This is a genomic window from Campylobacter showae CC57C (assembly GCF_000344295.2).
GTDB lineage: Bacteria > Campylobacterota > Campylobacteria > Campylobacterales > Campylobacteraceae > Campylobacter_A > Campylobacter_A showae_B.
The window spans coordinates 1-21348 of record NZ_AOTD01000264.1 but is presented as its reverse complement, the minus strand read 5'-3'; the positions used below and the strand labels follow the sequence as shown (position 1 = coordinate 21348).

The 21348-nt window shown below is 46.0% G+C and carries 21 protein-coding genes and 1 pseudogene; 10 read left to right on the top strand and 12 right to left on the bottom strand.

What is annotated here, in order from left to right; genetic code table 11:
* From H740_RS11040 to H740_RS10990, 11 genes and pseudogenes are all read right to left on the bottom strand, one after another.
* A partial coding sequence (locus H740_RS11040; protein WP_002953869.1) for a ThiS-like ubiquitin domain-containing protein occupies nucleotides 1–388 on the bottom strand: 388 nt, incomplete at its 3' end.
* A gap of 47 nt (nucleotides 389–435) precedes the next feature.
* Nucleotides 436–1527: a bifunctional diaminohydroxyphosphoribosylaminopyrimidine deaminase/5-amino-6-(5-phosphoribosylamino)uracil reductase RibD gene (gene ribD, locus H740_RS11035; protein ID WP_002953868.1), complete on the bottom strand. Its 1092-nt coding sequence runs from the start codon at nucleotides 1525–1527 to the stop codon at nucleotides 436–438.
* A gap of 274 nt (nucleotides 1528–1801) precedes the next feature.
* On the bottom strand, nucleotides 1802–3133 hold the full coding sequence (locus tag H740_RS11030) for an acetyl-CoA carboxylase biotin carboxylase subunit (protein ID WP_002953867.1): 1332 nt from the start codon (nucleotides 3131–3133) through the stop codon (nucleotides 1802–1804).
* Nucleotides 3133–3585: an acetyl-CoA carboxylase biotin carboxyl carrier protein gene (accB, locus tag H740_RS11025; protein WP_002953866.1), complete on the bottom strand. Its 453-nt coding sequence runs from the start codon at nucleotides 3583–3585 to the stop codon at nucleotides 3133–3135. The genes H740_RS11030 and accB overlap by 1 nt, the downstream gene beginning before the upstream one ends.
* A gap of 157 nt (nucleotides 3586–3742) precedes the next feature.
* Nucleotides 3743–4402 (bottom strand): molybdate ABC transporter permease subunit, encoded by a 660-nt coding sequence (locus tag H740_RS11020; RefSeq protein ID WP_002953865.1) that lies wholly within the window; start codon nucleotides 4400–4402, stop codon nucleotides 3743–3745.
* A gap of 97 nt (nucleotides 4403–4499) precedes the next feature.
* Nucleotides 4500–5201, bottom strand: a pseudogene (modA, locus tag H740_RS11015) (molybdate ABC transporter substrate-binding protein).
* A 109-nt stretch (nucleotides 5202–5310) separates the two neighbouring features.
* Nucleotides 5311–5961, bottom strand: coding sequence for an energy-coupling factor ABC transporter ATP-binding protein (locus tag H740_RS11010; protein WP_002953863.1), 651 nt, complete (start codon nucleotides 5959–5961; stop codon nucleotides 5311–5313).
* Entirely contained in the window at nucleotides 5958–6605 is a 648-nt protein-coding gene (locus tag H740_RS11005; RefSeq protein WP_002953862.1) for an energy-coupling factor transporter transmembrane component T family protein, read from the bottom strand. Before H740_RS11005 ends, H740_RS11010 begins: the two co-directional genes overlap by 4 nt.
* Nucleotides 6602–7054, bottom strand: a complete 453-nt coding sequence (locus H740_RS11000; protein ID WP_002953861.1) for a hypothetical protein — start codon at nucleotides 7052–7054, stop codon at nucleotides 6602–6604. Before H740_RS11000 ends, H740_RS11005 begins: the two co-directional genes overlap by 4 nt.
* Nucleotides 7048–7635: a cobalt transporter CbiM gene (gene cbiM / locus H740_RS10995; protein ID WP_002953860.1), complete on the bottom strand. Its 588-nt coding sequence runs from the start codon at nucleotides 7633–7635 to the stop codon at nucleotides 7048–7050. The genes H740_RS11000 and cbiM overlap by 7 nt, the downstream gene beginning before the upstream one ends.
* Nucleotides 7636–8382 carry a DUF4198 domain-containing protein gene (locus tag H740_RS10990; protein WP_002953859.1) on the bottom strand — a complete coding sequence of 249 codons (747 nt, stop codon included), beginning with the start codon at nucleotides 8380–8382 and terminating at the stop codon, nucleotides 7636–7638.
* A 247-nt stretch (nucleotides 8383–8629) separates the two neighbouring features.
* Here H740_RS10990 and dcd point away from each other — a divergent pair, with 247 nt between their 5' ends.
* The 9 genes from dcd (at nucleotide 8630) to H740_RS10945 (ending at nucleotide 17159) form a co-directional block, all read left to right on the top strand.
* Complete coding sequence (dcd, locus tag H740_RS10985; protein ID WP_002948812.1) at nucleotides 8630–9190, top strand: dCTP deaminase; 561 nt, start codon at nucleotides 8630–8632, stop codon at nucleotides 9188–9190.
* 326 nt (nucleotides 9191–9516) lie between these two features.
* Nucleotides 9517–10515, top strand: coding sequence for a UDP-N-acetylglucosamine 4,6-dehydratase (inverting) (gene pseB / locus H740_RS10980; RefSeq protein ID WP_002953858.1), 999 nt, complete (start codon nucleotides 9517–9519; stop codon nucleotides 10513–10515).
* Nucleotides 10516–10697: 182 nt separating this feature from the next.
* Nucleotides 10698–11828: a UDP-4-amino-4,6-dideoxy-N-acetyl-beta-L-altrosamine transaminase gene (gene pseC / locus H740_RS10975; protein WP_002953857.1), complete on the top strand. Its 1131-nt coding sequence runs from the start codon at nucleotides 10698–10700 to the stop codon at nucleotides 11826–11828.
* Nucleotides 11829–11841: 13 nt separating this feature from the next.
* The gene (gene pseF, locus H740_RS10970; RefSeq protein WP_034958095.1) at nucleotides 11842–12537 is read left to right on the top strand and encodes a pseudaminic acid cytidylyltransferase; all 696 of its coding nucleotides are present in this window, start codon (nucleotides 11842–11844) and stop codon (nucleotides 12535–12537) included.
* Nucleotides 12538–12543: 6 nt separating this feature from the next.
* Nucleotides 12544–12768: a hypothetical protein gene (locus tag H740_RS10965; RefSeq protein ID WP_002953855.1), complete on the top strand. Its 225-nt coding sequence runs from the start codon at nucleotides 12544–12546 to the stop codon at nucleotides 12766–12768.
* Nucleotides 12758–13618, top strand: a complete 861-nt coding sequence (pseG, locus tag H740_RS10960) for a UDP-2,4-diacetamido-2,4,6-trideoxy-beta-L-altropyranose hydrolase (RefSeq protein ID WP_002953854.1) — start codon at nucleotides 12758–12760, stop codon at nucleotides 13616–13618. The genes H740_RS10965 and pseG overlap by 11 nt, the downstream gene beginning before the upstream one ends.
* Nucleotides 13603–14079, top strand: a complete 477-nt coding sequence (gene pseH / locus H740_RS10955; protein ID WP_002953853.1) for a UDP-4-amino-4,6-dideoxy-N-acetyl-beta-L-altrosamine N-acetyltransferase — start codon at nucleotides 13603–13605, stop codon at nucleotides 14077–14079. Before pseG ends, pseH begins: the two co-directional genes overlap by 16 nt.
* An 8-nt stretch (nucleotides 14080–14087) precedes the next feature.
* Nucleotides 14088–15116, top strand: coding sequence for a pseudaminic acid synthase (pseI, locus tag H740_RS10950; protein ID WP_002953852.1), 1029 nt, complete (start codon nucleotides 14088–14090; stop codon nucleotides 15114–15116).
* Between the two features lie 12 nt (nucleotides 15117–15128).
* Complete coding sequence (locus H740_RS10945) at nucleotides 15129–17159, top strand: motility associated factor glycosyltransferase family protein (RefSeq protein WP_002953851.1); 2031 nt, start codon at nucleotides 15129–15131, stop codon at nucleotides 17157–17159.
* Between the two features lie 392 nt (nucleotides 17160–17551).
* On the opposite strand, the gene H740_RS10940 is transcribed toward H740_RS10945, so the two are convergent.
* Entirely contained in the window at nucleotides 17552–19048 is a 1497-nt protein-coding gene (locus H740_RS10940; RefSeq protein WP_002953850.1) for a flagellin B, read from the bottom strand.
* A 159-nt stretch (nucleotides 19049–19207) separates the two neighbouring features.
* On the opposite strand from H740_RS10940, the gene topA reads away from it, so the two are divergent.
* A complete protein-coding gene (gene topA, locus H740_RS10935; RefSeq protein WP_002953849.1) occupies nucleotides 19208–21316 on the top strand; it encodes a type I DNA topoisomerase in 2109 nt (702 codons plus the stop codon).
* The last annotated feature ends 32 nt before the right edge of the window (nucleotides 21317–21348 follow it).

Below are 21348 nucleotides of genomic sequence, written 5' to 3'. Positions count from 1 at the left end.
CGGCCAGCACGAGCTTGGCGACTCCCGTGCGAGCTAGGCTTAGCGCGATGTTTGAGCCAAGGCCGCCAGGTCCCGCCACGCCCACGCAGCCGCTAGCTAGCGCCGCATTTAGCTCGGGGCTATTTCTGGAGGCGATCATGGCTTTTAGCACTTCGCGTCCAGGCATCGCGCCGCGTCTGATAAATACGACGTTTGCGCCCTCTTTTATCTCCAAATTTTCCTTTGTCGCAAAGCCATCTAGGATAAAGATATCAGGCTCGCTTGCGTTAAATTTAGCTAGAAATTTATACATCTGGCCGTTTTTATCGCCCAGAGCCTCGCTTTTTAGCTCATCCATCGTGTTTGCCGCGACCTTAAATTTCGCTCCGTTTAGCGTTATCTCTTTCATTTTTCTCCTTTAAATTTATAAAATCATTTGGCTAAATTTGACGCGCTCTAGCCCAAATCCCGCACGATCCTATACCACCCGTAAACATCTCCGCCAAGCTCGCCGTGAAATAGCGGCTTGAGTTTTAAATTTAACCTCACCGCTGGCGCGTCTAAAAACTCGCTCGAGCGGTAGAGTAGCAGCCATTTTACGCGTTCATCTAGGGCTTTTAGTGCGTTTTCGCCGCCCTCAAACATCGTTAAATGCGGTGCGAAAGCTTCGTTTATATCGCTCGTTACGCGCACGCTCCTGCCCTCCACGCCAAAAAGCGGTATAGACGCGTCAAGCTCCCGCTCGCGCGAATAGATCATCACGTTTGGATTTTTGCCGCGCTCTATAAGCCTGGCGTCAAGCCTCGGGCGGTCGGCGCGGACGGTAGCGCCGCCGATAACTAGCAGCTCGGCCACGCTACGCAGGCGGTGAGAGTGGGTGCGGCTGGCTAAATTTGAGATGATTTTGCTCTGCGCGGTGCCTACTGCGACGCCGTTAGCGCTAAGAGCGAGCTTGAAAAAGCTAAAATTTCCGCTCTGCCACGCTAGAAACGGCTCTATTAGCTCGTCCGCCTGCTGCCTTAGTGCGTCAAATTTGACCGCTACGCCGCCGCTTTGCAAGATATCCGCGCCGCCGCTTGCCACGGCGTTTTCGTCGCCTCTAGCGATAACGACTTCGGCAAATTTTAGCCGACTTAAAAGCCCGGCGCAAGGCGGAGTTTTGCCGCGGTGAGCGCAGGGCTCGAGCGTCACGTAGGCCTTGGCGCCTTTTAGCAGATCGCCGTGATTTTGAAGGATGTATTCATACGTGAAATTTGGCTCTAAGTCCGCATTTTCAAGCTCGGCCGCGTTTTCAAATTTGACGCCCAAAGCCGCGTTGTAGTCTCGTAAAAAATCCCTTAAAAACGCCTCGCACTTTTGGCAGAGCGCCAATAAAATCGCGCTTGGCTCGGCGTGCAAAAAGCCCGCTTTTTTATGCGCGGCGACCGAGAGCAGTCTACCGTCGGCGTCTAAAACCGCGCAGCCGACGGCTGGATTTGGGTAGGTTAAAATTTGAAACTCCCAAGCCTTTTTTATGGCTAGAGACATGTAAAATTCGTCGTTTATCATCGCTTTTGCCTAGTTAAATTTGGGATATTATACTAAAATTTGCGCGGCTAATTTTTAAATTTGATGCCCGTATTTTATTTGCTTGTTCGCCCAAACCCGTACCTTTACGACGTCAAATTTGTCTGGTTTGTATTATTAACGCTGCACGGATAAGAGCTTTATAAATTTAATATTTTGAGTAAGGGTAAAGCGATGCGGGTTTTGCCGATAAATTTAAATGTAAAGTAGTCGCACCGAAGCAAATTTAAACTCGCTTCGGCACGTAACCGCAAATTTAGCGGCGGGAAAGGTAGTTGGTATCGTAGTTGTTGTTGATGAAGTCTTGGTTCTCCATCATCGCGATATGAAAATCGCGCGTGGTCTTGATGCCGCCGATGATGAGCTGCTCGAGCGTCACCTTCATCTTGTGGATGGCTCTGTTTCTATCGGTGTCCCAGACGATGAGCTTGCCGATCATACTGTCGTAGTACGGCGGGATCGAGTAGTCCTGATAGATGTGGCTGTCCATACGCACGTTGCGGCCGCCCGGGCAGACGTATTTTGTTATCTTGCCTGGACTTGGCGTAAATGTGTTTGGATCCTCGGCCGTGATGCGGCACTCGATGGCGTGGCCTTTTAGCGTGATGCTTTCTTGCGGCGGTAGCGCCTCGCCCTGGGCTACTTTTATCATCAGTTCGATGATATCCAGGCCGCTCACCATCTCGCTCACGCAGTGCTCGACCTGCAGGCGGGTGTTCATCTCGATGAAGTAGAAATTTAGATCCTTATCGACCAAAAACTCAAACGTTCCCGCACCCTCGTAACCGATAGCTTTTGCCGCTTTTATCGCCGTTTCGTGTAGCCTCTCTCGCGTCGCTTCGTCTAGTAATATCGCGGGACTTTCTTCGATCAGCTTTTGGTGGCGGCGCTGCATAGAGCAGTCGCGTTCGCCGATATGCAGGACGTTGCCGTGGCTGTCGCCGATGATCTGAACCTCGATGTGGCGCGGGTTTAGGATGTATTTTTCCATATACATCGTTCCGTCGCCAAACGCACTCATCGCCTCGCTCTCAGCCGACCAAAACGCCTTTTCGATATCCTCTTCGCGCTCTACCACGCGCATACCGCGTCCGCCGCCGCCGGCTGCAGCTTTTAGGATGACCGGATAGCCGATTTTTTTAGCTAGCTCTTTGGCGGCCTTGGTGTCGGCTACGGCACCGTCAGATCCCGGGATCACGGGTACGCCCGCGCGCTGCATCATCTGCTTTGCCTTGCTTTTGTCGCTCATTAGCGCCATCGCGGCTACGCTAGGGCCGATAAATTTTAGCTTGTGATGCGAGCAAATTTCGACGAAATTTTGATTTTCGCTGAGAAATCCGTAGCCCGGAAATATCGCGTCGGCTTCGCTGATCTCGGCCGCGCTGATTATGGCCGGGATATTTAGGTAGCTGTCGCTTGAGCGCTCCTTGCCGATGCAGATCGCCACGTCGGCATATTTGACGTAGAGCGCGTCTTTATCGGCCGTGGAGTAGACCACGACGGCTTCTTTGCCCATTTCCTTTATCGTTCGCAAGGCTCGCAGCGCGATTTCGCCGCGATTTGCGATTAAAATTCTTTTTATTTCCATCAAATTTTCTCCACGCCAAATAGCGGCAAGCCAAACTCGACAGGCTGACCGTCGGAAACGAGCAGCTCGCTGATCTGGCAGTCAAATTCGGCCTCGATCTCGTTCATTATTTTCATCGCTTCTATGATGCCCACGACGTCGCCTTTTCTCACGCGCTGGCCTACTTTTACAAACGGCGCCGCGCCGGGGCTCGGAGCAGCGTAGAAAGTACCTACCATAGGCGATTTTATGCTGTCTTTTGGAGAATTAGCAGGAGCTTTGACCTCTGAGCTTACCACAACGTTTACCGGAGTCGGAGTCGGGGCGGGAGCTTGGACGACGGGCTTTGGCAGCTCGCAGCAGTCGGCGAATTTTTCTAGCTCGACCTCAAAATCCCCGCTTTTTACTTTTATGCGGTTCATATCCATCTCGTTAAAAAACTCGATCAGCTCTTTTATGTCTTCTTTTTTCATAGAAATTTCTCCTAAATAGTTAAAGTTCAAAACTTCTTATTGTAGCAAAAAAATAATGAATTTATGCTCGTAAAGGCGTATTTTGTTTTTACGCTCGGGGTAAATTCGGGGCATTCGCCGCTTTAAACGTTTAAAATGACAAATTTACGACGCTAGTCTATTTTTTAGCTCGCTCGAGAAAATTTATAAATCCGAAAAGCACCAAGCTAAGCACGACCAAAATCACGCTCAAAATGAGCGCGCGGCCGTTTTCGCCGTCGTAAACCGCATTATAGATCGCTAGCGAAACGGTGTCGGTTTTGCCCACGATATTTCCGCCTAGCATCAGCGTGATACCGACCTCGCCAAGGCCGCGAGCTAGGGCCAAAACCAGCGCCGAAACAACGCTTTTAAAGACGTTTGGGATGAGGATAAAAACGGCGATCTCAAAGCGATTTTTGCCTAGGCTTTGACCCGCTTCGATTAGACTTTTGGGCAGGCTTTCAAGCGCGCTTTGAACGGGCTTTACAAACAGCGGCAAACCCGCTAAAAACGAAGCTATAACAAGCGCTGAAAAGCTAAAAACGATCTGTAAATTTAGCGCCTTGCCGATCACGCCGTTTCGCCCCAAGATATAAAGCAGCAAAAATCCCGTAGCAATCGGCGGGAAAATGAGCGGGAAAATCACGGCCGCTTCCAAAAAAGCCTTAAAATTTCCGCGGGAAAACGCCAAAAAATAAGCCGCGCCAAGCCCTAAAAATAGAAGTAGCACAAAGGTCACGGCAAGCGTTTTGGCGCTTAAAAGCAGCGGATGGACGAGCCAGGTAAGTTCCTGCAAATTTTTCCTTTTTTCGTTAAATTTTGCTTTTCGTTTGAGTTAAATTTTACGTCAAATTTGAAGGTAATTCGGCCGAGCCAAAAGCCGGCGATTTAAATTATTTTAGCCCAAATTTAGCGAAAATTTCCTTCGAGCGAGAAGTTTTTATCTCGTCTATAAATTTAGCGCACGCCTCGCTACCTTAGCACGCCGGAAGCTTGGCCGCCGAAATGAAAACGGGGCTATAAAGCGCCTCGTCGATATATATCACGCTGCCAAACTCGCCCTCTCTAGCCACAGCCTCGGTCGAGTTGATAAAACCCGCGTCCACTTCGCCGTTCGTGACGTAGGCGACTACTTGCGGTACGCCCGCGACCGGTAGCATCTTAGGCGCTAGATCGGCCTCTAGTCCCGAGTTTTTCAAAAACTCCGTCGTCCTCACGCCGTAGATCGCTTTTTTGGCATCGGGCATCGCGATTTTGGCAAGATTTTTTAGCTCAGAGACGTCTTTTATCTGCTTGCCTTTTGGCGAGACTAGCACCAAAGCGCCCTTGCCGATGCGCTCGTAAGCTTTGATCTCAAGATCCGTTTTTTTCAAAAACGCCTCGTCGCCCACGATCGCAGCCATCTTGCCCTCTTTTGCTTGGATGGTTATCTGGCCCAAATTTGCAAACGCGCCCTCGATCTGCACGCCCTCTTTTTTGAGATTTTCTATCACTTCAGTGACCGGTTTTTTGTATCCGCCGCCAGCTCCTACGAGCAAATTTTCGCTGCCAAAGGCAACCGCGGCCGCGATAGAAATAAGTAGTAATTTTTTCATCAAATTCTCCTTTGAAATAAAATTTATCAATTTTATGAAATATATCATTATACATTGATAAATTTTGATATTTTCGGAGCTTTTTTAAAGAAGTATAAATAAAAATATTTTATATCGGCTCTAGTCCGCTTTTGGTTAGGCGGTACATCGCGCTCGCTACGTCGCTTATAAATTCCTTGTCGTGAGAGACGATTATCTGCGTGACGTCGAGCGATTTTAAGATAGCGGCTATCCTTCTTTGCATATCCGCATCAAGCGCAGTCGTAGGCTCGTCAAGTAGTAAAATTTTAGGCTCGGCCACCAGTATCCCAGCTAGCGCGACGAGCTTTTTCTCGCCTCCGGAAAGGTTAAACACTATCTCGTCTTTTAGATGCCAAATTTCAAGCTCACGTAAAATTTTCTCGGCTTTTGCGCGAGAGCCGTCTTTGTCCTTGCCGCGGCTAAGTAGCGAAAATATCACATCATCAAGTACGCTGGGGCAGATGAAACAATCGTTGCTTTCTTGAAAAAGATAGCCCACGTCGCGGCGAAACGGCTTATACTCATCAAGGTTTGAAATTTTATGATGAAACAGCTCGATATGTCCGCCACAAGGTGATTTAAGCCCCGCCATTATCTCTAGCAACGTGCTTTTACCGCAGCCGTTTGGGCCTATGAGCGCGATTTTGTCCTTGTGCGTCGCGTTTAAATTTAGATTTTCAAAAAGCGTTCTTTCGCCTATTTTTGCGCAGACGTTTTTTAGACTTATCGTGCAGCTCATATCGTGACTCCTAAACTAAAAATATAACAACACGCCGTCAAAGCGATTATAACGGCGTCTTTAACGCCTATTTTTAGGCTTTTATCCCCGTAAAGCTTGCCGTCAAATCCCCTGCAAACGAAGGTTTTTTCAAGAACGCTCGCCTTATAAAACGCCTCCAAAAAAAGCATAGCGACTAAATTTGCGTAAATTTTATAGGTAAAAAGCGAGGCTTTAGGCTCAAATCCCCGAACTTTTAGAGTCTTTTTTAGCCTTGCAAATATCGTTTTAAGATCGGCCGTAAATTTGGCGCTAAAATAAAAAATCGCCGTTAGCTTGTCGCCTAAATTTAGCGACGAAACCGCAAGCGCGATACTAAAATAATCGCTTCTATAAAAAGCCAGCCGTCCAAAAAGTATGATCAAATTTGACCTTATAAATATCAGCTTTGCAAGCGCGTATTCTCCGTAAAGAACGAGGCTTAAGACGACTAAAATTATAAAAATATTTAGTTTTAAAACGGATTTTAAAATTTCAAAAAGATTTTTAAAATTTAAAATCGCTAAAAATATTACGGGCGCGATGAAAACCACGTCCGTGCCGTTTGAAAGCGAGACTTTGAAACTAAAAAAAGTAAAGCAAACGAGTAAAACAGATATGTTCATTTGCCTCTTTTTAGTAGATAAATTCCGCCGAAAAACAGCCCGACTCCGGCAAATGCAAGGATAAATTTAAGCGCGTAAGCCCCAAAATCCTCCTCGCTTTCGTCAAATTTGACCTTTGATACATCGCTTGACGCGTTACTTTCGGCGCTTTTTAGCTCGTCTTTGTTTGCGGTAAATTTGATCCTTTTTTCGTGCGCCAGTCCGCCGTCGATCAGGATGTCAAATTCATCGGCAGGGATTTTAGCTCTGGCAAAGCCGTTTTCATCTGTTTGCGCGCCTGCTATCTGGGTGCCGTCTTTTATAAAAGCTACGGGGCAATTTTTACAAGGGGAATTTCCGTAAAAATAGCTTTTTATCTCGATAAATTCGCCATCTTGCTTTGCAAAGCCTTTTAGAGAGTGCGCGTTTAGGATGCTTGCAAAAAGCATGATTAAAAGTATTTTTAGCAAATCAAAAGATCCTTTTTAACCCTATAAATAAAAGAAAGCGCAAAAAGCGAGATGATCCCCTCAAGCGCCATAAGGGCTAAATTTGAAGTAAAAACGAGCGCGGCCACGGGCGCAAACTCTTTGCCGTTTAAAACAAGAACCGAGGATAGCAAAACCGAAGAGCAAAGTATAGGCAAAAACCCGATCAAAAACCAAAAAAACGATCTATATCGCTTAAAAGATAGCTTTAAAAGATATGGGCTAAGAAGCGCCGGAGAGGCGATGATCAGCAAATTTACGCCAAGCGCGCTAAGTCCGCCGTAACCAAACAGCAAGGCCTGAAAAAAGAGCGCGATAAAAATAGCCAAGACCGCATTTGCACCCAAAAACGCCCCCGCAAGGCCGCTTAGCACGAGATGTATCGACATGACGCCGATGGGCACGTGGATAAAAGACGCCATAAAAAACATCGCGCTGACGGCCGCTACTTTTGGTATCTCGCTCGTTTTTAGCTTGTAAATCAAGCTTGAGACCAAAACAACGCAAAGAGCCGAGCAAGGCACGATGATTTCGGGCTTTAAAACGCCTTCGCTGATGTGCATTTATTTATACTCTTTTGTTTGCACCCAGATGACGGCTCCAAGTTCCACTGGATACTCTTTGCCCTCGTGTTTTATCTTTTGATCGTCGTCTATCAGCGCGGCAAATCCCCACCAGCCCTCAAGCGGCATCGCAAAGCTAAATTCGCCATGCTCGTTCGTGTTTACGACCTGAGTTACGTGCGTATCGGACGGAGCTTTTAGTCCTTTGGTATTATAGTACTCTACCTCGACGGTTACGTTTTTAGCGGGTTTTCCTTTATAATAAACCACGCCCGAAAACAAATTTCCCTTATAAAGCCCATAAGGACGCGTTAGCGGCACTATCTCGGCTTTTAGCCCGGCTGGTTTATCCCAGCCCTCACCGTAGCCGTAGGCATCGACGACGGTTTTTGTTATATGCCTTATAAATTTATCCTCCGCAGGCTCGAAATAGGGCTTTGGATCCATATAAAACTGATAAATGCCGGGCTCTTTTACGTCGTAGCTAGCCGTAAAGTAGCTAAATTTATCCTCTTTTAGCTCTTTTAGGCCTTTTATCGCCTCTTTTTTGCCGTTTACGAAAACGCCCGCCTCGTTTGGAAGGGCCAGATTCATCATATCGCCCTCAAAAGGATGGGTAAATTTGTAAGTAATCTGTAAATTTGCCTCTTTCTCGTCGTCCACGGTCGAATTTGACGGTACGACCATACCAAAATGCGCATAAGCGCTAACGCCCAAAAACATAAGCGCCAAAGACTTGATTTTCATTTTTGCTCCTTTTGAAGGTATTTTGTTAAATGAAATTGTATCCCCGTAAAGCTTATTATTTATTAAATTTTTGAGATAAATCATATTTAAAGTATAAGAAAAATATTTTGGTATTATTTATAACTGTACAAAATAATAAACCGAGTTTTTTCAAATTTAAATTTAGCAAATAGCGAGAATGCATGCTCAAATTTTAGGTAAATTTAAATTATGTTATAATCGCGTAAATTTAAAATAAAGGTAAAAAATGGGGCTAAAATCTGACGCCTGGATACGCAAAATGTCGCACGAAAAGGCGATGATAGTGCCGTTTGCCGAGGAGCAAGTCGGACGCGGCGTGGTTAGCTACGGAGTGTCTAGCTACGGCTACGATATCCGCGTGGGCGACGAGTTTAAAATCTTTACAAATATCGGCGGTACCGTGGTCGATCCGAAAAATTTCGACGAGAAAAACGTTGTGGACTTTAAAGGCGATGTGTGCATCGTCCCGCCAAATTCATTCGCTCTAGCGCGCACAATCGAGTATTTTAACATGCCAGATAACGTGCTAGCCATATGCCTGGGCAAAAGCACCTACGCTCGTTGCGGTATCATCGTAAACGTCACGCCTTTTGAGCCTGGATTTAAGGGGCACATCACGATAGAAATTTCAAATACGACGCCGCTACCTGCTAAAATTTACGCAAATGAGGGCATCGCGCAGGTGCTATTTATCGAGGGCGACGAGCCGTGCGAAGTGACGTATGCGGACAAAAAGGGCAAATATCAGGCGCAGGAGGGTATTACTCTGCCTAGGATTTTGAAGTAGTTTAGGGGCTTGTCTTTTTTGCTTATGCTTCGTTGTATTTAAATTTTTAAGCCAGACAACCTTTTTGCGGTTAGCCTACGCTTAAAAATTTAAATTCGCCTCGCCTCCTCGTAGCAAAGTCTCATTACGAGCGCAAAGCGTGAAGTAAAAGCGAAAAATACTGCGCCCGCATTAAATTTATGGATAAAATTTTGAATCAAATTTAAGGCACGGTTTTTGCTCCGGCTGAATAAAATTTAAATAAGCGGCGAACCATTTTAGCTAGACGAAACAAATTTAAAATTTGCGACGTACGGCGAAAACCAAGCCGCGAAAGGCAAAAATAAATGTTTAACGGAAAATCCATTCTCATCACCGGCGGCACCGGGTCATTCGGCAAAAAGTATACCGAAATTTTACTCTCCAAATTTAAGCCAAAAAGGCTAGTCATCTACTCTCGCGACGAACTAAAACAGTACGAGATGGCGCAGGTTTTTAAAGACTCTGCGATGCGATTTTTCATCGGCGACGTACGCGACGAAAAGCGCCTGATGACCGCGATGAACGGCATCGACTACGTGATACACGCAGCGGCTATGAAGCACGTTCCTATCGCGGAATACAACCCAATGGAGTGCATAAAAACCAACATCAACGGTGCGCAAAACGTCATCGACGCGGCGCTAGAGTGCGGCGTGAGCAAGGTCATCGCGCTCTCGACCGATAAGGCGTGCAACCCGGTAAATTTATACGGCGCGACCAAGCTTGCTAGCGATAAACTTTTCGTAGCGGCAAACAACATCGCGGGCAGCAAAAAAACGCGCTTTAGCGTCGTTCGCTACGGCAACGTCGTGGGCTCGCGCGGCTCGGTAGTGCCGCTGTTTAAAAGGCTGATCGCAGAAGGCGCAAAAGAGCTGCCGATCACGCACGCGGATATGACGCGGTTTTGGATCACGCTTGAACAAGGCGTAAATTTCGTACTTAAAAACTTTGAGCGCATGAAAGGCGGCGAAATTTTCATCCCAAAAATCCCGTCGATGACGATGATAGAGCTTGCTCGCTCCATGGCGCCACGTCTTGGCGTAAAAATAATCGGCATCCGTCCGGGCGAAAAGATGCACGAGGTCATGGTCGGCAAGGACGACGCGCACCTCACATATGAGTTCGACGACCACTACGTGATCAGCCCGTCGATCAAATTTACGAGCAAAGACGACGACTTTAGCACAAACGCGCTAGGCGAAAAAGGGCATCTCGTGGAGGAAAATTTCGAGTACAGCTCGGATAAAAATAAAATTTGGCTAGGTAAAGACGGACTTTTAGAGATGATCGAGGCGAGTAAATAATTTGACCGAAATTTACAAAATTTGAGCCTAAGCCTTTAAATTTAGAAAAATAAGGCGAAGTATTTTTTCGCTAGACGAGGCAAATTTAAAATTTGCGAGGGAGCGTATATAAAATACGTAACCGAGAAAATTTTAAATTTAACGACGTATAGCGGAAAAAGACAAGCCGAAAAAGGATAAAAATGATACCCTACAGCAGACAACAAATCACCGACTCCGACATCGCTGCCGTCGTGAGCGCCATAAAAGACGATATCCTAACGGGCGGCGACAAGGTCGGCGAATTTGAGCAGGCTATCGCAAAATACGTCGGCGTAAAGCACGTCGTAGCGATGAACTCGGCGACGAGCGCGCTTCACGTTGCGTATCTAGCGCTAGGCGTGAGAGAAGGAGACGAGGTCGTAACTACGCCCATTACGTTTGCAGCAACGGCAAACGCAGCGCTAATGGCTGGAGCGGAGGTTAAATTTGCACCCGTCAGATTTGACGGAAATATCGATGAAAACGCGCTAGCAAGCCTCATCACGCCTAAAACCAAAGTCATAACGGCGGTTGATTTCGGCGGCAATCCAGTAAATTTAGACGCCATCCTAAAACTAGCCAAGCAGCGCGGCATAAAGGTGCTTGACGATGCGTCGCACGCGCTGGGTAGCTCGCAAGGCGGCGTAAAAGTCGGCGCAAAAGCGGACGTTAGCATTTTTAGCTTTCACCCCGTTAAGCCGCTAACGACCTTTGAGGGCGGCGCGCTAGCGACAAACGACGACGAGATAGCGCGCCTAGCACGCCTTTACCGCTCGCACGGCATAGCTAAAAAACGCCTCTGGGATAGCGACCAAAGCGTGCTCGGATACAACTACCGCCTACCCGACGTCGCCTGCGCGCTAGGGCTAAATCAGCTAAAAAGACTAGACGAAACTATCGCGGCACGTGAGAAAATCGCCAAATTTTACGACGAAAAATTTGAGAAAAATCCGTATTTTAGCACTGTGAAGCTACCTAGCGACGTCGTTAGCTCGCGCCACCTCTATCCGATTTTGCTCTTTCGCCAATTTTGGTGCGCCAAAGAGGACATCTTTGCCGCCCTTCACGAGCGCGGCATCGGCGTGCAGGTGCACTATAAGCCGACTTATAAATTTAGCTTTTACCGCGAACGCTACGGCGATATCTCGGTTCCTAGCGCCGAGGATTTTTACGCGGCCGAGCTTAGTATCCCGTGCCATCAGTGCATGAGCCTAGAGGACGCAAATTTCGTCGCGGACGCGCTTTTTGAGGTATTAAAGAGCTTTGATACGCCACAAGGCTGCAGGGTTTAGGGCGGTAAATTTGATGAGAGATAACCAAAACCGCGCCCTTTGCGTCATCCCGGCTCGCGGCGGTAGCAAGCGCATACCGCGCAAAAACGTTAAAGATTTTTTAGGCAAGCCACTGATAGCCTACAGCATCGAAGCTGCGCTAAATTCGGGCGTTTTTGAGCGAGTGATCGTTAGCACCGACAACGCCGAGATCGCGGACGTCGCAGTTAAATTTGGCGCTCAAGTTCCGTTTATGAGGGACGCCGCGCTGAGCGACGACTACACCACGAGTAGCGACGCCGTAGTGGACGCGGCGAGAAGGCTAGGCGGCGAATACTCCCACGTTTGCTGCCTTTACGCGACCGCGCCGCTCATCACGGGCGAAATTTTACGCGAGGCGTACGGCAAATTTGAGGAAGCCGGGTGCGAGTTTTTATTTTCCGCTTGCGAATTTAGCTTCCCGATCCAGCGCGCGATCAGGCTTGGCGAGGATGGTGCCGTAAATATGTTTTACCCGCAGTTTGCGTTAACTCGCTCGCAGGATTTAGGGCGAGCCTATCACGACGCTGGCGCGTTTTATTTCGGCAAGCGCGAGGCGTGGCTGGAGAAAAAACCGATCTTTGCGCCGCATTCCAGGGCATTTTTGCTACCGCGAAATTTGGTCTGCGACATCGACACGCCGGAGGATTTCGAGTTTGCGCAAAAGCTTTACCAGATAAATTACAGCTGAGGAAAAATGCAAAAAGATTACATAAAGGCCAAAATATCGGTAGCCAGAGCGCTCATGCAGATCTTTGCGGTTGCGGGGATCTTGCACATCTTTTATCTGGCGGCCAGCTACCGTGGCTTAAACGAGGTTCAGATCCTGTTTTTCGCCTCGGCGGGTGCGGTTTACCTCATCGCCGCCGTGTGTTTGACGCTTAGGATTTTAAATTTAGCGGAAAAGCTCGATGAATTTTGACAAAATCTCAAATCTAAAAACCCTCATCCGCGCAGATAGCGGCTCAAAAATCGGGCACGGACATATTAGGCGCGACCTTATCTTGGCGCAAAAATTTAAAGACGTTAGCTTTGCTTGTATAGATCTACCAGGTAGTCTCATAGGCGAGATACCCTACCCCGTTTTTACGCTAAAAAGCATGGGCGTAAGCGAGCTAGTAAATTTGATAAAAGAGCATAAATTTGAGCTTCTGGTGATCGATCATTACGGCGTTAGCGCGGCGGATGAAAAGCTAATCAAAGAGCAAACGAGCGTCCAAATTTTAAGCTTTGACGACAACTACAAAGAGCATTTTTGCGACTACTTGCTAAACGTAAATATCTACGCCCAGCCCCAAAAATACGCAAATCTAGTGCCCGCAAACTGTGAGCTGATACTTTCGCCGCTAGTTAGGAGCGAGTTTTATGGCGAAGCAAAAATCAAACGCGAGAAAAAATTTAACTATCTCATCGCGCTAGGCGGCACTGACGCGCTAAATTTGACCGCCAAAATCGCCTCAAATTTGCTCGCGAAAAACAAAAAAGTAGCCGCCCTCACGACGAGCGCGAACGTGAATTTAGCAAATTTCCAAATTTTAGCGGATAGCGAGCCAAATTTTAGCCTTTTTATAAACTCAAACGAGGTCGCGCGACTTATGAACGAGAGCGAAATTTTGGTGATTTCAGCTAGCTCGCTTGTAAACGAAGCGCTGGTTTTAGGCGCCAAATTTAAAGCCGTGCGCGTCGCGGACAATCAAAACGAGATGGCGCAGTGGCTAGCGGCAAACAGGCGCGAGATCTACGAGGCGGACGAGATATGCTTGAGCTTATAAATTTTACCGATCTAACGGACGAGCAAATTTTGATGATTTTGCGTTGGCGAAACGACGAGCGAGTCGCAAAATACATGAAAAACAAAAGCGTGAGCGAGCAAGAACACAGAAAATTTATCTCAAATTTGAAAAACGACGAAACGAAAAGATATTTTTTGGTAAAAGATGATAGCGACTACATCGGCGTGATTGATTTCGTGGATATCGAGGCGAATTCTTGCGAATTTGGCATTTACGCAAATCCGGGACTAAAAGGCAAAGGCAAAATCCTAATGCAAACCATCGTAGAATACGCCGCCAAAACGCTTAAAGTCGGCGAGCTAAAATCGTGCGCCTACAACGAAAACGAAAAAGCGATCGCGCTATACGGCAAATTCGGCTTTGAAATTTACGAGCGCGACGAGCGAATGAGCTATATGTCGTTATCTTTACGCAAACTTGATATAATGGCTAAAAGTTAGGAAAATTTATGAAAATAGCAAATTTCAACACGGACGAAAAGGTATTTATCATCGCCGAACTCTCGGCAAATCACTCGGGCAGCCTGCAAACGGCGCTTGATACGATAAGAGCAGCTAAGCGCGCGGGCGCAGACGCCATAAAACTGCAAACATACACGCCAGATGGCCTCACGCTAGATTCGCGCAGCGAGGATTTCATGATAAAAGGCGGACTGTGGGACGGGGCGAATTTATATGAGCTCTACAAGCAAGCTCTGACACCGCGAGAGTGGCACGAGCAGCTTTTTGCTGCGGCACGGGACGAAGGGCTCATCTGCTTTTCAAGCCCGTTTTGCAGAGACGACGCGGACTTTTTAGAGAAATTTAACCCGCCCGCTTACAAGATAGCGAGCTTTGAGGTCACGGACTATGATTTCGTGAAATACGTCGCGCTCAAGGGCAAACCGATCATCATCTCCACAGGCATCGCGACCGAGCAAGAAATCGCCGACGTCGTACAAATTTGCAAAGATGTGGGAAACGAGCGGATCGCGCTTTTAAAATGCACGTCTAGCTACCCTGCTCCGCTTGATGAGATGAATCTACGCACGATTGCCGATATGAAACGAAAATTTGGCGTAGAAGTCGGCTTTTCAGACCATACGCTAGGTATCGTAGCACCAGTGGTCGCCGTGAGCCTAGGCGCTCGCGTCATAGAAAAGCACTTTATCCTAGATAAAAGCGTTCGCAGCGTCGATGAGGCTTTTAGCTTGGACGAGCAGGAGTTTGGCGAGATGGTAAAAGCCGTGCGAGACGCCGAAGCGCTGCTTGGCAAAGTAAACTACGAACTAGACGATAAGGCCGTGCAAAATCGCCGATTTTCCCGCTCGCTTTATGCCTGCGCGGATATCAAAGAGGGCGAAATCTTTAGCGAAAAAAACATAAAAAGCGTACGCCCCGGATACGGCTTGCACCCTAAATTTTTACCGGGGCTACTGGGTAAAAAAGCAAAAAGAGAGATAAAATTTAGCGAGAGAATTAAAAAAGAAGATCTATAAAAAGGAGAGAAAATGGCAAAAGAGATAGATAAAGAGATAAATTTAAACCATCAAAACGCAAAAAAACAAGAGATGACAAACGCCGAGGGCCCACAAAATCCGGTATTTCAACGCAACCTTAATGCCCTCTTTCAGCAAGATGAAATTTTAGCCGCTCGTCTTTGGGGAATGGAAGAAATGAAGGATTACGACATTTTTATCGGCAAAGATCCTATTGATATAAATATCATAAACAACAAAACCCTAAAATACATCTATGATAATCCGATTAAAGACGTACAAGAAGCACTAGACTCCATCGAAAAAGAGTATAAACGCTATCCGATTATGTATTTTTACGGGTTAGGTAACGGAATACTTTATAAAGCCCTCTTAAAAAACGAAACTCACCAAAAAATCGTAGTCATAGAGCCTGAAATAGAAATCATTTACGCAACGCTAAATTTAGTTGATTTGTCGCAAGAACTCGCGAGCGAGCGATTAACGCTCTTTTTCTCTGAATTTGCCACATATACACAGTTTTATTATCTAATCTGCAATCATAAATTCGCATCATACGCTAAAATTTACGACCTTCATATACACTCGCGTTTTTACGACGATTTTAGCGAAGACTACATGAAAATAAATCAAGAATTTACAAAGGCTATATCTCAAATGGTCGCAGGTCACGGCAACAGCATCGACGATAATCTAATCGGCGTTAGGCAGCATATAGAAAATTTGCCGACGATGATAAAAAACTATCCGTATGTAGATCTTGTGAAAAAACGCTATAAATCAATGGATACGGCAGTAATAGTCTCAACAGGCCCTAGCCTAGATAAGCAGCTTAGTACGCTCAAAAAATTTGCTCATTATGTTACCATTATCAGTCTTGATGCCTCTTATCCGATACTATTCAAACACGGAATTAAGCCAGACTATGTAACTTCGATTGAGCGAGTAGAGGCGACGTCTAGCTTTTTTAAGCATAAAAATAAAAAATTTGACGAAGATATTTATTTTATAGTCGCTTCATTGACTCACAAACAAACGATAAAAAATATCCTACCGCGCCGTCTAGCTCTCACTATGAGACCTCAGCAAAACGAAACGGCGTTTAAGCTAAGAAAATACGGCTACTTAGGGCTTGGACATTCTACAGCAAATCAAGCCTACCAACTAGCCTACGTATTAGGGCATAAAAACATCATTTTGATCGGACAAGACCTAGCCTTTGCCCCAGACGGCAAGTCTCACGCAACAGGACACGCATTTGCCCAAGCAGACGAGTACCTCTATGTAAAAGCTTACGGTGGCGAGGGCGAAGTGCGAACAACATATATTTGGGATAAATTTAGAAATCAGTTTGAAGCCGATATCGAGCAATCAAATAAAAAGGATATAACGACATACAACTGCACCGAAGGCGGTGCAAGAATAGAAGGCAGCATAGAAAAGCCGTTTTTAGAAACCCTAAAAAAGCTTTGCAAAAATAAAAAACCAAAAAATCTGCCGCATATTAAACCTACAAAAGATGAGGATGTCGACAAAAATCTACTAAAAGCATATAAATTTATAGTAAAAAAGCTCAGTATCGAGAGCGAGGCTAAGCGAATAATTGAAACAGTATTCCTAGATATCGTGCCTAAAATAGACGAGATAATAAAGCTAAGAGACGAAAATAAAATAACCAAGGAACTTTTCCCGCAATTAGTTGAAATTTCTAACAAAATAGATAAGACAAAAGAAATCATCTCTAGGGCGAAATTTAAGCCTTTTATTGAAAATATCGTGTCTATATCGATTTATCACCAAGAGCTTGAGCTTGCTAAAATTTCTGTAGCCCCAAGCGATACGGTAATGCAAAAAGTAAATAAATTGATCGAGTGGATAGAAATGCATAAATACTGGCTATTTTCAGCTGCAGGCGGACTAAATGCCGAAATAGAAGTCACAAAAAAAGCATCTAAAAATTTGGTTAGGGAATTAAAAAAACGAAATCTCATAACTAAAAATGAGATCGGGGAAGCCAAAGAAGATTTTAAATTGTCTTTTTAGGCTTTTAAAAAGGCTAGACCTTTGTGATTAATATTTTTTAGTAGCGACTTCCTTGGCAAACTGGATTGCTGCGTAAAACAGATACAAATTTAGATTTTCTGGGTGCGGCAATCCGCATGCCGTGCTTATTTGTTTTACTACTTTTCAGAAAGGTAAGGGAATTTTGTAGTCAAATTTGTCTATATCTTTGTTTAATTGCCTACTTTGAAGCACTTAAAATACCGAGTCAGTCAAGTTATTTTTTGAAATAATCAAATGAATATAATAAAAGCAGAATAAGTCCTAGATCAATAAACAGATCTAGGACTTTAATTCGCGTATTATAAACACACTCGCCAAATACTAGTTTAGTAAAGCCTAAAACGACCTTACTTCACTAGAAGAGTTTAATACTACTGAAGTAGTCTCAAGACATTTTGCTGAACAGAGTTAGCTTGGCTCATAGCGTAACTTCCTGACTGAGCAAGGATGTTAAACTTAGAGAAGTTTGCTGATTCGCTAGCGAAATCAACATCTCTGATTTGAGATTCAGCTGATTTTACGTTTACTTGAGTAACTGTGATATTGTTTACAGTTGCAACAAGCTGATTTTGAACAGAACCTAGGTCTGAGCGGATCTGATCAAGAGTTTTTTGAGCTGACTCAGCGATATCCATAACAGCCATCGCGCCGCGTAGAGTCATAACGCCTGCTGATTGGTTTGACGATATGTTAAGACTCATTCTTTGAAAGCCCATAGCGGTAGCCAAGTTTTTATCTATTTGACCTCTTACGTCTCTTAATGATACAGATTGTTGCGCACCGCCTTTATCACTAAATGCCTTAGAAAGAAGCGCACCACTCATCTTAATATCGCGTCCGTCTAGACGAACCAAATTTAATCTACCGACGAAGCCAGCAGTTAAAGAAGAGCCGTTAGCCTTAACGCCTTTTCCGCCAAGACCAGCACTAATATCTTTACCTTTGATCTCAATAGCACGACCCTGTCTGCTTGTTAAAACCATTTTGCCTTCAGTATTTACTGATGCTTCAACTCCGGTTTGATCTTTCACGGCATTGATAGCGTTTACCAAAGCGCCGTTCGCATCGTTTGCTTTTACGTCTAGGTCTCCTATTTTAACGCCGTTGATTGTAAGAGATTTAATTAGGCCGCCGCTTATTGATTTAGATGCTATCCAAGTAACATCAAATGTAGCTCTAACGCCAGTCTTATCTGAAACCTTGTTGATGTTTTCTGCCAAAGCGCCTATTCCGTTGCCAAGACCAGATGAAACGACCGCTCGCGCTACTTTAACATCGTTAACTCCGTCAACATTTAGGAACTTAAGATCAACTTTGGCAAATCCAGTTAAAAGTTTTGAGCTCTCAAATCTTGTTAGACCGATCTTATCTGACGTTGTAGCGCCGATAGAAGCCTTAACTGTTTGGTTTGAGTAAGCACCGATTTGGAACTCTTTATTAGAGAATGTTCCGTTTAGTAGCTGCTGACCGTTGAAAGACGTCGTGTTGCCGATGTTGTCTAGCTCCTCCATTAGGCGAACGATGTCTGCCTGAAGCGCTTGACGAGACTGAGTAGTTTGACCGTCTTGAGCTGATTGAGTAGCTTTTACTTTGATAGTATCAAGAATTTTTAGCTGCTCGTCCATAGCCTTATCCGCTACCTGGATGATACCGATAGCGTCGTTACCGTTAGCGATAGCTTGGCCAAGAGCAGAAGCCTGAGAGCGAAGGCTATCGGCAATCGATAGACCAGAAGCGTCGTCCGCTGCTGTTTGGATTCTCAAACCTGAGCTTAATCTGCCAAGAGAGTTAGATAACATTCTGTTGTTACCGACTGCGTTTGCGTGTGTGTTGAGTGCGTTTACGTTAGTGTTAATACGAAAACTCATTGTAAATCCTTTTAAAGTTTAGTTACGACTTCTTGTCGCACGAAAACTATATCGGACGAAATCAAAAAAACTTTAGAGGTAAATGAAAAAATTTTCAAATTTCTTTTTCGGCCAAAATTTTTGCTACAATTACCGCAAAAAAATAAAAAGGCTATATTAATGAAAAGCTTAATCATCGTGGAGTCCCCCGCGAAAGCCAAAACGATAAAAAATTTCCTCGGAAGCAACTACGACGTCATCGCATCAAAAGGCCATATCAGAGATCTGCCAAAGACGGCATTTGGCATCAAGATCGAGGGCGAAAAATTTACGCCCGAGTACAAAATAAGCGCCGATCACTCCGCAATAGTAAAAGAGATAAAAGAACTCGCTAAAAACGCCGATCAAATCTACCTCGCAACCGATGAGGACCGCGAAGGAGAAGCTATCGCCTACCACATCGCCGCAGCCATCGGCAAAAAGCCCGAAAGCCTGCCTCGTATCGTATTTCACGAGATCACAAAAAGCGCCATCGAGGCCGCTCTAAAAAATCCGCGCACGATAAATATGGATAGCGTAAATGCACAACAAGCCCGCCGCCTGCTAGACCGAATCGTAGGCTACAAACTCTCGCCGCTGTTAAATTTAAAAATACAAAAGGGACTAAGTGCGGGACGAGTGCAAAGCGCCGCGCTAAAAATCATCGTAGATAGAGAGCGCGAGATACGCGACTTTAAGCCGGTCGAGTACCACAGTATCGACGCGGTTTTCAAAAAAGACCTCGACGCCGAGCTAGTTAAATTTGAAGCGCAAAAGATAGAAAAGCTAACGATAACAAACGGCGATAGAGCCAAATTTATAGTAGAAAATCTAAAAAGCGATAAATTTAGCGTCCGCGAGATCGAGGCCAAAGAGCGCAAAACAGAGCCCGCGCCGCCTTTTATGACCTCGACGCTACAACAAAGCGCGAGCAACCGCCTAGGTTTTAGCCCGAAAAAAACGATGATGATCGCGCAAAATTTATACGAAGGCGTGCAGACGCATCAGGGCTTCATGGGTGCGATAACCTATATGAGAACGGACAGCCTAAATCTCGCCAAAGAGGCCGTCACGGCTGCGCGCGAGATGATCGAGAAAGAGTACGGCGAACGCTACCTGCCGGCGAAGGCTAAATTTTACGCCACCAAAAGCAAAGGTGCACAAGAAGCCCACGAGGCGATCCGCCCGACGAACCTCAGCTTCACGCCCGCTATCGCCGCGCAGTACCTCGAAAAAGACGCGCTACGCCTCTACACGCTCATCTATAACCGCTTTTTAGCGTGTCAAATGAGCGCGAGCGTGAGCCAGACGCAAAACGTATTCGTCGCGGGCGCAAAGGGCGAGTTCAAAATAAGCGGCCGCAAGGTGCTATTTGACGGCTTTTACCGCGTTTACGGCGATATGGATAAGGATAAAATTTTACCCGACCTAAAAATCGGCGACGAAATGAGCCTGCAAAGCATCAAAAGCTCGCAGCACTTCACCGAACCGCCGTCTCGCTACTCAGAGGCCGGACTCGTTAAAAAGCTAGAGAGCCTAGGCATCGGGCGCCCTAGCACCTACGCGCCGACCATCTCGCTGCTAACCTCTCGCGACTACGTCAAGGTCGAGAAAAAACAGCTCGTGCCAAATGAGATCGCCTTTACGATGATGGGCGTTTTGGAGGAGCATTTTAGCGATATCGTAGATAGCGAATTTACGTCGAATATGGAAGAAAAGCTCGACCACGTCGCCGAAGACAAAGCCGACTGGCAAAAGCTTTTGAGTGATTTTTATCATCCGTTTATGGATAAAATTTCGGCGGGCAAAACCGGCATAAAAAGCCAAAAAGTAGCCACCCCTATCGGCGAAAAGTGCCCGGAGTGCGGCGGCGAAATGCTACTGCGAAAGGGACGCTACGGCGAGTTTATCGCGTGCGGAAATTTCCCAAAATGCAAATACTCGCGCAATATCGCCAAAGCTGAGCAAGGCGCACAGGAAGGCGAAGTGCCCGCAAAACCGAAAAAAGAGCTAAAAAAGATCGACGTACCGTGTCCAAAATGCGGCGGCGACATCGTCGAACGCATCAGCCGCAGAGGTAAATTTTACGGCTGCGCAAACTATCCAAAATGCGACTTCGTCTCAAACTACGAGCCAGTCGCCGAAAAATGCGACGAATGCGGCGGCGATATGATCAAAAAAGAGCTCAAAAAAGGGACGTTTCACGAGTGCGTGAAGTGTAAGAAAAAGGTGCAAATCGCGGAGCAATAACGGCGGCTTGTCTTTTTGGTTTATACTTCGTT

Bases quoted from the DNA above. Each gene is read 5' to 3' on its own strand.
- pseI (WP_002953852.1), top strand. From the start codon at position 14,088: ATGAAAATAGCAAATTTCAACACGGACGAAAAGGTATTTATCATCGCC.
- H740_RS10965 (WP_002953855.1), top strand. From the start codon at position 12,544: ATGCAAAAAGATTACATAAAGGCCAAAATATCGGTAGCCAGAGCGCTC.
- pseG (WP_002953854.1), top strand. From the start codon at position 12,758: ATGAATTTTGACAAAATCTCAAATCTAAAAACCCTCATCCGCGCAGAT.
- H740_RS11005 (WP_002953862.1), bottom strand. From the start codon at position 6,605: ATGAACATATCTGTTTTACTCGTTTGCTTTACTTTTTTTAGTTTCAAA.
- topA (WP_002953849.1), top strand. From the start codon at position 19,208: ATGAAAAGCTTAATCATCGTGGAGTCCCCCGCGAAAGCCAAAACGATA.
- accB (WP_002953866.1), bottom strand. From the start codon at position 3,585: ATGAAAAAAGAAGACATAAAAGAGCTGATCGAGTTTTTTAACGAGATG.
- pseB (WP_002953858.1), top strand. From the start codon at position 9,517: ATGTTTAACGGAAAATCCATTCTCATCACCGGCGGCACCGGGTCATTC.
- H740_RS11030 (WP_002953867.1), bottom strand. From the start codon at position 3,133: ATGGAAATAAAAAGAATTTTAATCGCAAATCGCGGCGAAATCGCGCTG.
- H740_RS10945 (WP_002953851.1), top strand. From the start codon at position 15,129: ATGGCAAAAGAGATAGATAAAGAGATAAATTTAAACCATCAAAACGCA.
- H740_RS11010 (WP_002953863.1), bottom strand. From the start codon at position 5,961: ATGAGCTGCACGATAAGTCTAAAAAACGTCTGCGCAAAAATAGGCGAA.
- pseF (WP_034958095.1), top strand. From the start codon at position 11,842: ATGAGAGATAACCAAAACCGCGCCCTTTGCGTCATCCCGGCTCGCGGC.
- ribD (WP_002953868.1), bottom strand. From the start codon at position 1,527: ATGATAAACGACGAATTTTACATGTCTCTAGCCATAAAAAAGGCTTGG.
- cbiM (WP_002953860.1), bottom strand. From the start codon at position 7,635: ATGCACATCAGCGAAGGCGTTTTAAAGCCCGAAATCATCGTGCCTTGC.
- pseC (WP_002953857.1), top strand. From the start codon at position 10,698: ATGATACCCTACAGCAGACAACAAATCACCGACTCCGACATCGCTGCC.
- H740_RS10990 (WP_002953859.1), bottom strand. From the start codon at position 8,382: ATGAAAATCAAGTCTTTGGCGCTTATGTTTTTGGGCGTTAGCGCTTAT.
- dcd (WP_002948812.1), top strand. From the start codon at position 8,630: ATGGGGCTAAAATCTGACGCCTGGATACGCAAAATGTCGCACGAAAAG.
- pseH (WP_002953853.1), top strand. From the start codon at position 13,603: ATGCTTGAGCTTATAAATTTTACCGATCTAACGGACGAGCAAATTTTG.
- H740_RS10940 (WP_002953850.1), bottom strand. From the start codon at position 19,048: ATGAGTTTTCGTATTAACACTAACGTAAACGCACTCAACACACACGCA.